Genomic DNA, 13,500 nt, shown 5'->3' on the forward strand with positions numbered 1-13,500 from the left:
TGATGTTGGGTAGCACTATTATTACCAACAAATCTAATTACTACACATGAACTATTTTGTGTTATCCACAAACAATCCCTCATTAAAATTGCACTCATAGAATCGTTGATAATCATTAATCTATTTTAATTGGAATTTTTCTTCAACGAAGACGAATACTAAAATAGGATTTAAGGAATAGAAGACCGCCCTGAAGGCGGTCTTTTTTATTATAGTCCGGTTATTTTCCGCAAATGGCCGCATAGGGGCAGGTGCGGCATTTCTTTTCGTCGAGAGCCTGTGTGAAGGGGACGTCGGGAGAGTAGAGTTTTTCAAGCAGTTGTTTTAAAAGGGGGGCAAATTCGTCTTTGTATCTGTCGAAGTTGATTATGAATTCCTGGTCGTGTTTCAACAGGTGGTTGTAATCGGGGGCGAAGAGCAGTTTTGTGCTGTAAATGCCGGGTTGCAGAGGTTTGCTCCGGTTGTCGGTGTGGCCGAACATGAGGCAGTAGAGCAGGGTTTGAAAGGCTGCTTTGTTACGGGTGGTGTTGCCGCCGTCAAAGAGGGATTCGATGTTCTTGAATGTGGTGGTGTCCGAGCCTGTTTTGTAATCGATGATGCGGATGGCGTTTTTGGTTTCGTCGATGCGGTCGATGATTCCTCCGATGTGGATGGTCCGGGTGATGCCGTTTAGGTCGATTTGAAGGGGGAAGACGTATTTTTTTTCCATGGAGATAATCCGGAAGGGACAGATTTTTCGGTCGTACCGGAACATCTGAAGCAGGTATTTGCGGATGATGGGCAGAATGAGTTCGTTGCTTCCGCTGTCGAGGAGTTGGGATACCTCGCGGTCGTAGAAGTTCAGGTAGGAGCGCTGGATGTGTTCGTCGATGAGGGACTGGCTGTTTAAAAAGCGGTCGATGATTTCCGGTGTGATTGTTTCCTGTGCGACGGTGGCGTAGAGGGATTCGGCGCATTCATGGAAGATGTTGCCCAGTAACCGGTGGTCGAGTTCTTCTGCTATTTCTTCCTGTTCTTTGATGCCGGCGGTGTATTTGAAATAGAATTTCAGCGGACAGTCGATGTATGTGTTCAATGCAGACGGGGAGAGGGGATGGGTGTCGGTGTCGCCGACTGTTTCCAGCCATGCGTTGATTCGGGTGTTTTTTTCGACGGTGATAGCCGGGGTGTTGGAAACGGATATGTGGTTCTGGAAATTGATTTCTTTGACGGGTAGTCCCGATTCATATTTAATCTGGTACATATACCGGCTCATTTCGCCGCTGTTGATGTTTTTGCTTGCTGTGGTGTACAGTATATGTATGTTCTCCGCCCGCTGGAGTAGCCGGTAGAAGTAGTAGGCGAAGAGTATGTCCTGGTGTTCCGGGGTGGGCAGCCTGAATCCGACGCGCAGGTTGTAGGGGATGAAGGAGGGGACGGTGGAGGTCTTGGGGATGATGCCTTCGTTTGCCGATAGTATAATCAGTTTTTTGAAGTCGAGCATGCGGGTTTCCATGAGTCCCATGAGTTGCAGGCCTTCCAGCGGTTCTCCGGAGAAGGGGATGGTGATGGCATGTATGACTTTGTTGATGATTTGCAGGTAAAGTTTGTCTTCCGGTTCTATGCCTTCTTCGGAGAATGTGTTTTGGAGGCTTTGCAGTTGTGTGATGAGATTGAAAATAAATTCCTTTTCGACGGAGTGCAACTGGGTGCCTTTTTCATCGGAAAGGCGGAAAATGAGTTGCAGGATGCGGAGTATGTAGTCGATGGGTTTCTGTTTTTCCCGGGAAAATATTTCTTGGGTGATTTCATTGAAATGGAGTTGTTTTCCGGAAATGTATACGATGTTTTTTCGGTTGATGTCGTCTGTTATTTTATCAACTTCTTCGGGAGCGGATTCTTTGACCAGTTTGTGGTTTAGTATGGCGATGACCGGTTTGTAGTAGTAGCTTCCGTTTTTCATGTATTTCTGAAGTTCTCCCAACAGGAAAATCAAGGAGGCTACCGAGGTGTTGTGGGCGGGGTACCCCATGGTTATGTTGATTTTCCGGATGTCGTCGGGTATGGAGTGCATGACGGGTAATAACATGCGTTCGTCGCATAGTACGACGGCGGTCTGGATGTAGTCCCGCGGGGTGACGTCTTTTATCAGTTCGGGAATGAGTTTGGCTTGTCCGATGGTGGAGGGTACGGATATGAATTCGATGTTTTTCCGGTTGTGTTTGAAGTTGTTAAAGTGTTCTTTTCCCAGTTCATTGGGGAAGAGTTTCAGGTTTTCCCGTATGTATTTTCCCGCTTCGTGGTATTCATTGGCGGTGTAGTACAGGTCGTAGTCCCAGTAAAAGAGGGCTTGCCCTGTGTTTTGGAAGTGGGAAAATATCTGCTTTTCACACAGGTTTAGGGCGTTGAATCCGGCGAATATGATGGTGCCGGTATGGGTGGAGGATTGTATGTTTTCCAGATAGTGGCGGAGTGACATGCCTTCGTAGGCTATTTTTTCCTGTATCAAGGAGTTTTTGAAGGAGGTGTAGAGTGTGTAGAGCTGGTCCCAGATTTTCAGGAATTCCTGTTGTTCTTTGCTGTATTTTTGAGGGTTGAATGTAGACCAGAATTTTTTTATCGCTTCGATTTGTTCGGGCGTGAGGTAGGGAATGTTGTATTCTATGTTTTTCAGTGCCGTGAGGTTGGAGAAAAGTGCTTTGGCGTCGACGAGGTATTTGTCGATGTCGTCGAAGTCGCCAAGGAGCATGTTTCCCCAGAAGTAAAAGTCTTCAAATGTTTCCTGGTTTCCGTTTATTTCCCTGTAGGCTTTGTACAGTTTGATTGTCAGCACTAAATCATCGGCTTTCCTCAGTCCTGTCTGTTCGCGGATGAAGTCGGGAAGTGTGATGATTTTGGGCATCCAGACGGGATGGTTGATGAGGTTTGAGATTTCATCGGCTAAGAATAGTCCGGCTCTTTTGTTGGGGAAGATGACGGTGGTATCTTCAAAGTTCGGGTATTTTTTTATCAAATCGGCGGCAAGCAGGTGTAAGAATGAGGACATAGGGATTTTAAAGTAAGGGTGTGGGTTTTAACTTTTGGATTTTTGTTATTATTTTTGAAGAGACAAATTTACAATAAATAGTCGGGATTTTTGGGAGGATAAATGTAAAATCGGATTTAACCAGAGGGATTATGTTTAGGGATTTGTTACAGAAGAATCGGAGTTACCGGCGCTTTGACGAGGAGGTAAGGATTTCGGAGGAACAGTTGCGGGAGTGGGTCGGGCTGACCCGTTTTTGTGCTTCGGCGCGTAATGCGCAGCCGTTGAAATATGTGGCGGTGTGGGATGCCGGAGAGTGTGAGGTTGTGTTTGAAACGTTGGCGTGGGCGGGCTATCTGACAGACTGGGACGGACCGGAGAAAGGAGAACGGCCGTCGGCTTATTTGGTACAGGTGCTGGATACGCGGATTTCGGAGAATTGCCTGTGCGATGACGGTATTCAGATTCAGACGATTTTATTGGCTGCTGTGGAAAAGGGGTACGGCGGGTGTGTGATTAAGTCGTTTAAGAATGAAAAGTTGCGGGCAGTATTGGGATTACCTGACTTTTTGAAAATCAATTATGTGATAGCTTTGGGTAAACCTTGTGAGAAGGTGGTTATAGAGGATATGCGGGATAATGGGTTTAAGTATTGGCGGGATGCGGAGCAGGTTCACCATGTGCCGAAACGGAAGGCGGAGGAACTTTGGGTAAGAAGGGAGGAGTTATGAAATTGCTGTGTGCCGAGTATGCTCCGGAAGGAGAGATAACGTTGAGCGTGGTGGGAGACAACGCATTGTTGAGGAATAACAATGATTTTTATTTTCCTGCTTTTACAGAGGAAGTGAGTTGTGTGCCCCAGTTGGTGTTGCGCGCCTGTAAACTGGGGAAAGGGTTTTCGGAGCGTTTTGCTTCCCGTTATTATAATGAGATTGGGGTGGGGATTCGCTTTTATGCGGATACGCTAGAGCGGCGTTTGAAGGAGCGGGGTTTGCCTTTCGGGTTGGCTTCTTCTTTTGATGAATCGGCGGCGCAGAGTGAGATGGCGGAGTATGACGGGCGGCGTGTAACGTACCGGATGGCGGTGAATGGTACAGTTGTTTGGGAGGAGGCTTCCGATGATTTGCCTGAAAGTATGAACCGGTTTGTGGCGATGGCAGGCGCTTATTATATGATTAAAATCGGGGATTTTTTTTATTGCGGGAGTCCGTTTCGTTATCGGGGATTGAAGATTGGAGACCGTCTGCAAATGTGGCTGGAGGACAGATGTCTGCTTGATTTTTGCGTTAAATAAATACACCCCGGAATTTTTTGTGTTCCGGGGTGCCGTGTTGTTTTTATTTTGCGGGGATGTTTTTCAGGATTTCTTTCAGGTAGTCCCAGAATTTCCCAACGGATGCAATGTTTACTTTCTCATCGGGGGAATGGGGATGACAGATGGTCGGTCCGAAAGATATCATGTCCCAGTTTGAATATTTTGACCCGAGGATACCGCACTCTAGGCCGGCGTGGATAGCCATCACCTGTGGTTCTTTACCGTACATTTTCCGATAGGTCTCTTGCATTAGTTTTAATATGGCGGAATCCGGATTGGGTTTCCAACCGGGGTAAGCCCCGTCGAAGAGTATTTTATCGGCTTTGGCTAATTGGAATACAGCGTCCAGCGATTCGGCCAGGGCGCTTTTTGCCGTTTCAACGAAAGAGCGCATAAGTGTGTTAATAACGATTTTGCCGTTGCCGGATTGTATGAGGGCTAGGTTGTTGGACGTTTCTACGGTTCCGGGCATGGCATCGGACATGCGGATAACTCCGTTCGGACAGGCTACGATAGCGTTGATTAGCCGTGTCTGCAAATCTTTGGTCATGATTTGTGCCGGAAGGGCGACTTCTTCCATGAAGAATTGCAAGTCCGGTTCCGTGAGTTGAAGTTCTGCTTTGTAAATGGCAGCGTATTCGCTGATTCTTTGTTTTAACAAGTTTTCTTTCTCCTGCGGTATGGTTATTACTGCGAAACTTTCCCGGGGAATGGCGTTTCTTAATGAGCCTCCGTTAATGGAAGAGAGTGCCAGGCCGAGTTCTTGGGCGCAGGCTTTCAGAAAACGGAATAACAGGATGTTGGAATTGCCTCTTCCCAAGTTGATATCCATGCCGGAGTGCCCGCCTTTTAATCCTTTCAGTGAGAGTTTGTAGGCTTTGCTTCCGGCCGGTGTTTTTTCTTCCAGGTAGTTGAATTCAAAGGTAGAATCCAGTCCTCCGGCACATCCGACGTATAGTTCCCCTTCGGTTTCGGAGTCCATGTTAAGCAGGATTTCGCCTTTTAGTTCTCCGGCTTTTAAGCCGATAGCTCCGTCCATGCCGGTTTCTTCGGTGGCGGTAATGAGTACTTCGATAGGGCCGTGCGGGATGTCCGTAGCCGTGAGAACAGACATAGCAGCGGCTACTCCCATACCGTTGTCTGCTCCTAATGTGGTGCCTTTGGCGCGTACCCATTCTCCATCAACGTAGGCGTTGATAGGGTCTTTGGTGAAGTCATGGACGGTATCTTCATTTTTTTGGGGTACCATGTCCAAATGGCCCTGTAAGATGACGCCTTTCCGGTTTTCCATGCCCGGCGTGGCAGGTTTGGTCATGATGATGTTTCCTGCGTTGTCGATGCGGGCGTCAATGTGGTTTTCTTTTGCCCAGTTGAGCATAAATTCCCTTGCTTTTTCTTCGTGGTTGGAAGGTCTGGGAACTTGTGTCAGCTTGTAGAAATTTTGCCAGATGGCTGTAGGTTGTAAATCTTGTAATGTTGCCATAGTTTTATATTTTATTTCAGATGTTCATTTAAGTATTTTACGAATTTGGAGTAAAGTTGCAGACTGGTATTGCCTCCGTAAATGCTGTGGTTCCTGTTGTTATAGATTCCCATGTCGAATTGTTTGTTGGCTTGTACTAGGCGTTCTGCTAATTCATACGTATTTTGTACGTGTACGTTATCATCTGCTGTTCCGTGACAGAGAAGGAGGTTGCCTTTCAGTTTGTCCGCCCAGTTCAGGGGGGCGTGTTCGGCATAGCCTTTTTCGTTTTCCTGCGGGGTGCGCATGTAACGTTCGGTATAAATGGAATCATAGTATTTGAAACTTGTGACAGGCGCTACGGCAATGGCGGTATTGAATACGTGATTACCCTTGAGTATGCAGAGGGAGGACATGAAGCCTCCGTAACTCCATCCCCATATTCCTATTTTCTGCGAGTCTACATACGGTTGTTTTGCCAGCCATTGGGCGGAAGCAATCATATCGTCGCTTTCCAGTTTTCCTAATTGCATGTAAGTGCATTTGCGGAATTCTTCTCCCCGGGCTGCGGTACCTCTGGGGTCAATGCAAACGACGATGTAATCTTCCTGTGTCAGGTAGTTTAACCAGTTCACGCCTCCCCAGGCATTCTTCACCTGCTGTGAATTCGGACCGCTATATTGAGTAATCAATACCGGATATTTCCGGGACGGGTCAAAATTTACCGGTTTCATAATCCAGGCATTGAGTTGTGTTTCACCGTCCGCTGCCGGAATCTGGATAAATTCTTTGGGTGAGAGCGCATAGTCTTGTATGGTTTCCGTCAGTTGCTTGTTGTCTTCCAATACTCGGATAAGTTTATTTTTGGCATTGAACAGGCGGGTAACCGGCGGTGTCTGTATGTCGGATACGGTGTTGATGTAATAGTTGTAGGTTTTGCTGAAATCAACGGTATTCCAGCCTTTGACCGTTGTTATCTTTGTTTTCTTCCCTTTGGCATCTACGGAATAAATCTGTTTTTCGAGCGGGGATTCCTCAAAAGAGGAGTAATAGAATAGCTTCCGGACGGGGTCATAACCGTAAAAATCGGAGATGTCGTAATCGCCGGATGTGAGCGCTTTGATTTCCCGACCGCTTATGTCATGCAGATACAGGTGCATATAACCGCTTTTCTCGCTGGTGATGACAAATTGTTTGCCGTCTTCCAGAAAGATGAAGTTGTCTAAATTGCTTTCATCGATATAGTATTTGTTTTCTTCTCTGTACAGGGAAGTGGTATGACCTGTGCGTACGTTTGCCAATAATATATCCATTTTGTTTTGCAACCGGTTTAAACGGATAATGGCAAGCCGTTTGGGGTCTTTCGTCCAGCGGATGCGCGGAATGTAAATGTCTTGTTCTTCTCCGGTGTCCATGGTGAGGGTGGTTTTATCCTGTATGTCGTAGACATGGACGGAAACCGTGGAGTTTGTTTCTCCGGCTTTCGGGTATTTATAGCTGTATACGGAGGGATAAAGTTCATTGTCTTTCAGTTCGGGACTCTGTCCTTGAAACATGTTCATGGGGTATTCCCTGACGTCGGATTCATTGAATTTGATGTAAGCGATAGCGGAGCCGTCAGGAGCCCATTCAAAGGCTTTGTTGAAGGCAAATTCTTCTTCGTAAACCCAATCCGGTGCCCCGTTGATGATGTGGTTGTATTTGCCGTCGAAGGTGATTTGCTGTTCGGAGCCGAACCGCAGGTCGTGGATGAAAAGATTGTTATCGCGCATGAAGGCGATGCGGGAGCCGTCGGGAGAGAACGTGGCCAAGCGCTGTCCTCCTTGCTCGGAAAGCGGTTTTAATTCTTTGTTCTTAAAATCATAGATGTAGTAATCCGCTGTGTATGAACGGCGGTAAATGGGGCGGATATTGGTGCTTATCAATATCCGGCTTTCGTCGTGATTGAATTGATAGTTACTGATGCGTTGAATATTTTTTGATTCTATTGAATCCAGATTTAATAGGGTAGAGACCGGTTTCCCCGTTTTGTAGCTGTATCGGGTGATTTTTTTACCATTGTTTTCCAATACGGTATAGTGTTCTCCGTCGTTCATGGACCGAAGCCCGTGTACGCCTTTAGCCCGGAATGTGTCTTTAACAAGAATATCTTCTAATGTAATTGATTGGTTTTGCGCGCTGGAAGTGAAAAAGGCGCCACAGAGGAAAAACAGAATGATAACAATGTATGCTTTTTTCATTTTATCAATAAGTTAATGTATAGTTTATGATTTTTATTAGATTTATTTTTTAGCAGCTCCAAAGGTTTGAAAAAAATATCTGTTTTCAAAGTGTTTCATGCGGGAATGTGGTCGGGTAAAGCAATTTCGATAAAAAAGTGTATCTTTGCATTTTTGTTAGGAGTAAAGTTAGGAGAACGCATGAATTTCAGTTTATTAGCCAAGGATAAAGATAGTGAGGCCCGTTGCGGAGTTTTATCGACTGCACACGGGGAGATACATACGCCTATTTTTATGCCGGTGGGTACGGTGGGAACGGTAAAAGCTGTGCATGCAAGGGAGTTGAAACAGGATATCGATGCGGAAATAATTTTAGGCAATACCTATCATCTTTATTTGCGTCCGGGTACTGACGTGTTGCAGGCCGCTGGAGGGCTCCATAAATTCAATGCGTGGGATCGGCCGATATTGACGGACAGCGGGGGATTTCAGGTCTTTTCTTTGACGGATAACCGGAAGATAACGGAAGAAGGGGTTATTTTCCGGTCGCATATCGACGGGTCAAAGCATATTTTTACACCTGAAAATGTAATGGACATCCAACGCAAAATCGGTGCGGATATTATAATGGCTTTTGATGAGTGTCCGCCGGGGAACAGTGAGTATGCATACGCCAAAAAGTCACTGGAACTGACCCAGCGCTGGCTGGAACGTTGTGTGGCCCGTTTGGATGCGACGGAACCGTTGTATGGATATGAACAGAACTTGTTTCCTATTGTGCAGGGGTGTGTGTATAAAGATTTGCGGGAACGGGCGGCGGAACATGCCGTTTCTTTGAACAGGGCGGGCTATGCCATCGGCGGCTTGGCTGTCGGTGAACCGACGGAGGAAATGTATGCGATGATAGAGGTGGTGAATCGTATATTGCCGCAGGACAAACCCCGTTATTTGATGGGAGTGGGGACTCCCGAAAATATATTGGAAGGGATTGCCCGGGGGGTGGATATGTTTGATTGTGTGATGCCGACCCGCAACGGACGTAATGGCATGTTGTTTACGACGGAGGGCGTAATCAATATAAAGAATAAGAAATGGGAACGGGACTTTTCCGCCCTTGACCCTGCCGGATTGTGTTTCGTTGATAAAGAATACACGAAAGCTTATTTGAGGCATTTGATTAAAGCCGACGAAATATTAGGCTTGCAGATTTGTTCCATTCATAACCTGGCCTTTTATTTGTGGCTGGTGCGCGAAGCCCGGCAACATATCGCTGCGGGAGATTTTATGAAATGGAAAACCGGCATGATAAAGAAGATAACCACCCGTCTCTAAATTTTTAATGTACAGGCATGAAGACGCTCGACTTATATATCATACGAAAATTTTTGGGCACATTCTTTTTTTGTCTGCTCTTGATTCTTTGTATTGTAGTCGTGTTCGATGTATCCGAGAAACTGGAAAAGTTCTTGGAGAATGAGGCACCGCTGAAAGCCATTATTGTTGATTATTATTTGAACTTTATACCCTATTTTGCGAATGTATTCTCTTCTCTGTTTACATTTATTTCGGTGATATTCTTTACCTCCAAAATGGCTTATGACAGTGAGATTATTGCTATTCTCAGTACCGGTATCAGTTTTAAGCGTTTCTTATACCCTTATTTTATCTCGGCTTGTATTATTGCTGTCTTCTCTTTTGTCCTGGGAGGATTCATTATTCCGAACGCAAACCAGAAACGGATTCTCTTTCAGGAGCAGTATATGGGGAAAAAATACTCCAATAAAGAGTCTAACATTCATCGGCAGATAGCACCCGGGGTGTTTATTTATATGTCCAGTTACTCTGTAGCCGCCAATGTGGGATACGATTTCTCTCTTGAAAACTTTGAGGATAACATATTGAAAAGCAAACTGACCTCTTCCCGTATCTCTTGGGATAAAGAAAAAGAGAAATGGGTTATAATAAATTGGAAATTGAGGGAATTGGACGGTGACGAGGAACGCTATACCACGGGGAAGCAATTGGATACATTATTGGGATTTATGCCCTCGGAATTTTCAAAAGATCCGAGTAAAATAAAAGAGCAATTGACCTTGCCGGAACTGGAAGAATATATAGACCGGATGAAATTAAGGGGAAGCTCAAACGTAGTTGAATTTCAGATAGAAAAATATAAAATGTGGGCTAATACCTTTGCCACATTTATTCTGACATTAATCGGAGTAAGTATTTCTTCCCGGAAAATTCGGGGAGGAATGGGCTTGCATCTGGGCTTGGGGCTATTATTGAGTTTTTCGTATATTTTATTTATGCAGTTTTCCACCGTTTTTGCAACAAATGGAAACATGAATCCGTTATTAGCGGTGTGGATACCGAATATCTTATTTTCGGTAATAGCTTTCTTTGTATATAGGACTGCGCCCAAATAGCAATGTATGAGTGAAGTATGTTCAATAAGATATTAATTACAAATCATGAATAAGTTTAGTAATAGGCAGGAGAAAAGACGTAGCTACAGAGAGGAAGGGGATAATAAGGGCAGATATGGAAGAAATGAACGTCGGGAGAGAAACGGTAAAGTACCTTTCAGCAAATTTCGTAAAAAAGAAGAGGGAGAACAACGGGATACCCAAAAAAGAGACGAACTGCGGGCCAGACATTACAGCAAGAAAAAGCAATTGGCGCACCGGATAAAAAAAACGGAAAAAGCGGATGCGGAACTGCGTTTGAATCGTTACATATCCATGAGTGGCGTTTGCTCGCGCCGGGATGCGGACGTATTGATTGCGGAAGGAAGGGTGAAGGTGAATAATGTAATAGTCCAGGCAATAGGGGTAAAGGTAAAAAGAAGCGATAAAGTAGAGGTGGACGGCAAAACAGTGGTTCCGGAAAAGAAGGTCTACATCGTCTTGAACAAACCGAAAGATTATGTGACAACCGTAGAGGACCCGCAGGAACGGAAAACCGTAATGGCATTGATTGCAGATGCCTGTAAAGAGCGGGTTTTCCCGGTGGGAAGACTGGACAGACAAACGACAGGTGTATTGCTTTTTACAAATGACGGAGACTTGTCAAAAAAACTGACTCATCCGAAATATGAACATAAGAAAATCTATCACGTATTCTTGAACAAGCCGTTGGCGCTAAAAGATATGGAAGCAATCAGCACAGGGGTAGAACTTGAGGACGGAGAGATAAAAGCGGACGAAATCAGTTACGTTTCAACCGACCAGACCCAAGTGGGGATAGAAATTCATTCAGGACGGAACCGGATAGTCAGAAGAATATTTGAACATTTGGGCTATCAGATTGAAAAATTGGATAGGGTATACTTTGCCGGCATAACCAAAAAAAATCTACCTCGGGGAAGATGGCGTTTCTTAACTTCGGAAGAAGTACGCGTATTGAAAATATATTAATGGTGAGATAGGGCATATACAGCAAGTGAAATTTGTTGTATAATTTTAATATTTTTGAATAAAAATATATATCTTGCGTCGCCTTAGTATAAATAACGGATATGGTAGCTTTTGTATCGCATAGGATTAATAGAATGAGAGTTTTGCAAAAAATCTCTTATACCCCGCGATGGATTATATTTGTTATTGATGTCTGTTTAAGTCTGTTTGCCATAGCTATCGCTTGTTTGGTATTGGCAAACTTTCAATTGGACAAGATTAGTTGGCAGGCACTGCTGAAAATTATGGCAGTAGTGATTGGCGTGAGGGTGATTAGTTTTATTATCGGGCGCACTTATTCCGGAATTATACGTTACACAGGGACAGAAGATGTATTGCGGATATTTTATGTCCTGACAGCGGGGGAATTGGTACTGCTCTTATTTAATGCGGGATTCTTTATTTTCGGTCAGCCTTTCTTCATTCCTTTGGGCTTCTTGTTGATAGAATACATGGTATTGATGTGTATGATGACCGTGAGCCGCCTATTCGTGAAGATAACCTTTGCCCAATACGTAGATGCACAGAAAATAAAAAGAAATGTAATTATTTGTGGAAGTGATGAATACGGGCTGATGGCGAAGCATGCATTGGATAATGCGGTGGATGCCTCTTACAGCATTCTGGCTTTTGTAGATATGAACGACAAGAAAGCAGGCAAAGTCCTGGAAGGCGTGAAAATATATAAATCACAGTCATTGGCTTACTTGTTGAAACGCTATACGGTTGATAAAGTCGTGATTGCCAAAAAACTGTTGGCACAGGATAAAAAAAGGGCGTTGATAGAAACATGTCTGAAATACAACGTCAATGTATTGGAAGTACCTCAGTTTGAGAGTTGGATTAACGGAGAGCTGAATATCCGCCATATAAAAAATATAAAGATAGAGGATTTGTTGGATAGGGGCGTAATAGAATTGGAAGATAACGAATTGCGTAAGCAACTGTTGAATAAAACAATATTGGTGACGGGAGCGGCCGGTTCCATCGGAAGTGAAATTGTCAGACAATTAACCCATTTTAAACCGGCGAAAATTGTTTTATTTGATGAAGCGGAATCACCATTGTACGATATACAACTGGAATTGTCGGAGAAATTCCGTTTCAGTGATTATGCCATAGAAATGGGAGACGTCAGGGAGTATGCACGGGCAGAAAGTGTGTTTGTAAAATACAAACCGGATGTCGTCTACCATGCCGCCGCATACAAGCATGTGCCCATGGTGGAACTCTTGCCGTTGGAGGGAATAAAGACCAACGTCTTCGGTACGAAAAATATGGCGGATTTGGCTGTGAAATACGGTGTCGATAAATTTGTAATGGTTTCGACGGATAAAGCGGTAAACCCGACCAATGTAATGGGATGCACAAAGCGGATAGCCGAAATTTATATCCAATCATTGAACAGCCAGTCAAAAACATCTTTTATTACAACCCGTTTTGGAAACGTATTGGGCTCAAACGGCTCCGTGATACCCCGATTCTCGAAACAGATAGAAGCAGGAGGTCCCGTAACGGTTACTCATCCGGATATCACCCGGTTCTTTATGACAATCCCCGAAGCGTGTCAGTTGGTATTGCAGGCGGGAGCATTGGGAGAAGGCGGTGAGATATTCGTTTTTGATATGGGAGAAAGCGTTAAAATCGTTGATTTGGCACGTAAAATGATAAAATTGTCGGGATTTGAAGTAGGGAAAGATATTCATATCGTATTTACAGGCTTGCGGCCGGGAGAAAAATTATACGAAGAAGTCCTTAATGTCAAGGAAACAACCTTGCCGACACCTCACAAACGAATCAAACGGGCTAAAGTCCGGGAATATGACTTCGACGAAATAAAGGAGGAGATAGACGACCTGTATAATATATTGAAGACGGGAGATACTTTTGAAGTTGTGCGGAAAATGAAATTGATTGTGCCTGAATTTAAATCGAAAAACTCGGTTTACGAGGAAATCGATTTTCAACTTGAAGCTGTAAAAGTAGAGCGGATGATGGAAAAGGCTGTAAAAGAATAAGCGTTGCTAATTATAAAACCTGTT

9 protein-coding genes are annotated in these 13,500 nt (G+C 44.5%); 6 read left to right on the forward strand and 3 right to left on the reverse strand.

Features of this window, described 5'->3' with window-relative positions; genetic code table 11:
- Positions 1-220: 220 nt before the first annotated feature.
- Positions 221-3,025, reverse strand: coding sequence for a PD-(D/E)XK nuclease family protein (locus NFR61_RS00185; protein WP_251619724.1), 2,805 nt, complete (start codon positions 3,023-3,025; stop codon positions 221-223).
- Positions 3,026-3,156: 131 nt separating this feature from the next.
- Between NFR61_RS00185 and NFR61_RS00190 the strand changes: the two genes are divergently transcribed.
- Both NFR61_RS00190 and NFR61_RS00195 read left to right on the forward strand, forming a co-directional pair.
- Complete coding sequence (locus NFR61_RS00190) at positions 3,157-3,735, forward strand: nitroreductase family protein (protein WP_251619725.1); 579 nt, start codon at positions 3,157-3,159, stop codon at positions 3,733-3,735.
- A complete protein-coding gene (locus tag NFR61_RS00195) occupies positions 3,732-4,298 on the forward strand; it encodes an HAD family hydrolase (protein ID WP_251619726.1) in 567 nt (188 codons plus the stop codon). Before NFR61_RS00190 ends, NFR61_RS00195 begins: the two co-directional genes overlap by 4 nt.
- Before the next feature lie 43 nt (positions 4,299-4,341).
- Here NFR61_RS00195 and NFR61_RS00200 read toward each other — a convergent pair whose 3' ends face one another.
- Positions 4,342-5,802: an aminoacyl-histidine dipeptidase gene (locus NFR61_RS00200; protein ID WP_251619727.1), complete on the reverse strand. Its 1,461-nt coding sequence runs from the start codon at positions 5,800-5,802 to the stop codon at positions 4,342-4,344.
- Between the two features lie 11 nt (positions 5,803-5,813).
- Positions 5,814-8,021: a S9 family peptidase gene (locus tag NFR61_RS00205; RefSeq protein WP_251619728.1), complete on the reverse strand. Its 2,208-nt coding sequence runs from the start codon at positions 8,019-8,021 to the stop codon at positions 5,814-5,816.
- Between the two features lie 180 nt (positions 8,022-8,201).
- Between NFR61_RS00205 and tgt the strand changes: the two genes are divergently transcribed.
- The 4 genes from tgt to NFR61_RS00225 all read left to right on the forward strand — a co-directional run bounded on the left by tgt (position 8,202) and on the right by NFR61_RS00225 (position 13,476).
- Complete coding sequence (gene tgt, locus NFR61_RS00210) at positions 8,202-9,332, forward strand: tRNA guanosine(34) transglycosylase Tgt (RefSeq protein WP_251619729.1); 1,131 nt, start codon at positions 8,202-8,204, stop codon at positions 9,330-9,332.
- 17 nt (positions 9,333-9,349) lie between these two features.
- Positions 9,350-10,429 carry an LptF/LptG family permease gene (locus tag NFR61_RS00215; protein ID WP_251619730.1) on the forward strand — a complete coding sequence of 360 codons (1,080 nt, stop codon included), beginning with the start codon at positions 9,350-9,352 and terminating at the stop codon, positions 10,427-10,429.
- Positions 10,430-10,474: 45 nt separating this feature from the next.
- Positions 10,475-11,419: a pseudouridine synthase gene (locus NFR61_RS00220; RefSeq protein WP_420910088.1), complete on the forward strand. Its 945-nt coding sequence runs from the start codon at positions 10,475-10,477 to the stop codon at positions 11,417-11,419.
- Positions 11,420-11,553: 134 nt separating this feature from the next.
- Positions 11,554-13,476, forward strand: a complete 1,923-nt coding sequence (locus tag NFR61_RS00225) for a polysaccharide biosynthesis protein (protein WP_251619731.1) — start codon at positions 11,554-11,556, stop codon at positions 13,474-13,476.
- The last annotated feature ends 24 nt before the right edge of the window (positions 13,477-13,500 follow it).

The organism is Odoribacter lunatus, assembly GCF_943193135.1.
Lineage (GTDB): Bacteria > Bacteroidota > Bacteroidia > Bacteroidales > Marinifilaceae > Culturomica > Culturomica lunata.

Coding starts and splice junctions, on each gene's coding strand:
- tgt (WP_251619729.1), top strand. CDS start 8,202: ATGAATTTCAGTTTATTAGCCAAGGATAAAGATAGTGAGGCCCGTTGC.
- NFR61_RS00185 (WP_251619724.1), bottom strand. CDS start 3,025: ATGTCCTCATTCTTACACCTGCTTGCCGCCGATTTGATAAAAAAATAC.
- NFR61_RS00190 (WP_251619725.1), top strand. CDS start 3,157: ATGTTTAGGGATTTGTTACAGAAGAATCGGAGTTACCGGCGCTTTGAC.
- NFR61_RS00220 (WP_420910088.1), top strand. CDS start 10,475: ATGAATAAGTTTAGTAATAGGCAGGAGAAAAGACGTAGCTACAGAGAG.
- NFR61_RS00225 (WP_251619731.1), top strand. CDS start 11,554: ATGAGAGTTTTGCAAAAAATCTCTTATACCCCGCGATGGATTATATTT.
- NFR61_RS00205 (WP_251619728.1), bottom strand. CDS start 8,021: ATGAAAAAAGCATACATTGTTATCATTCTGTTTTTCCTCTGTGGCGCC.
- NFR61_RS00200 (WP_251619727.1), bottom strand. CDS start 5,802: ATGGCAACATTACAAGATTTACAACCTACAGCCATCTGGCAAAATTTC.
- NFR61_RS00195 (WP_251619726.1), top strand. CDS start 3,732: ATGAAATTGCTGTGTGCCGAGTATGCTCCGGAAGGAGAGATAACGTTG.
- NFR61_RS00215 (WP_251619730.1), top strand. CDS start 9,350: ATGAAGACGCTCGACTTATATATCATACGAAAATTTTTGGGCACATTC.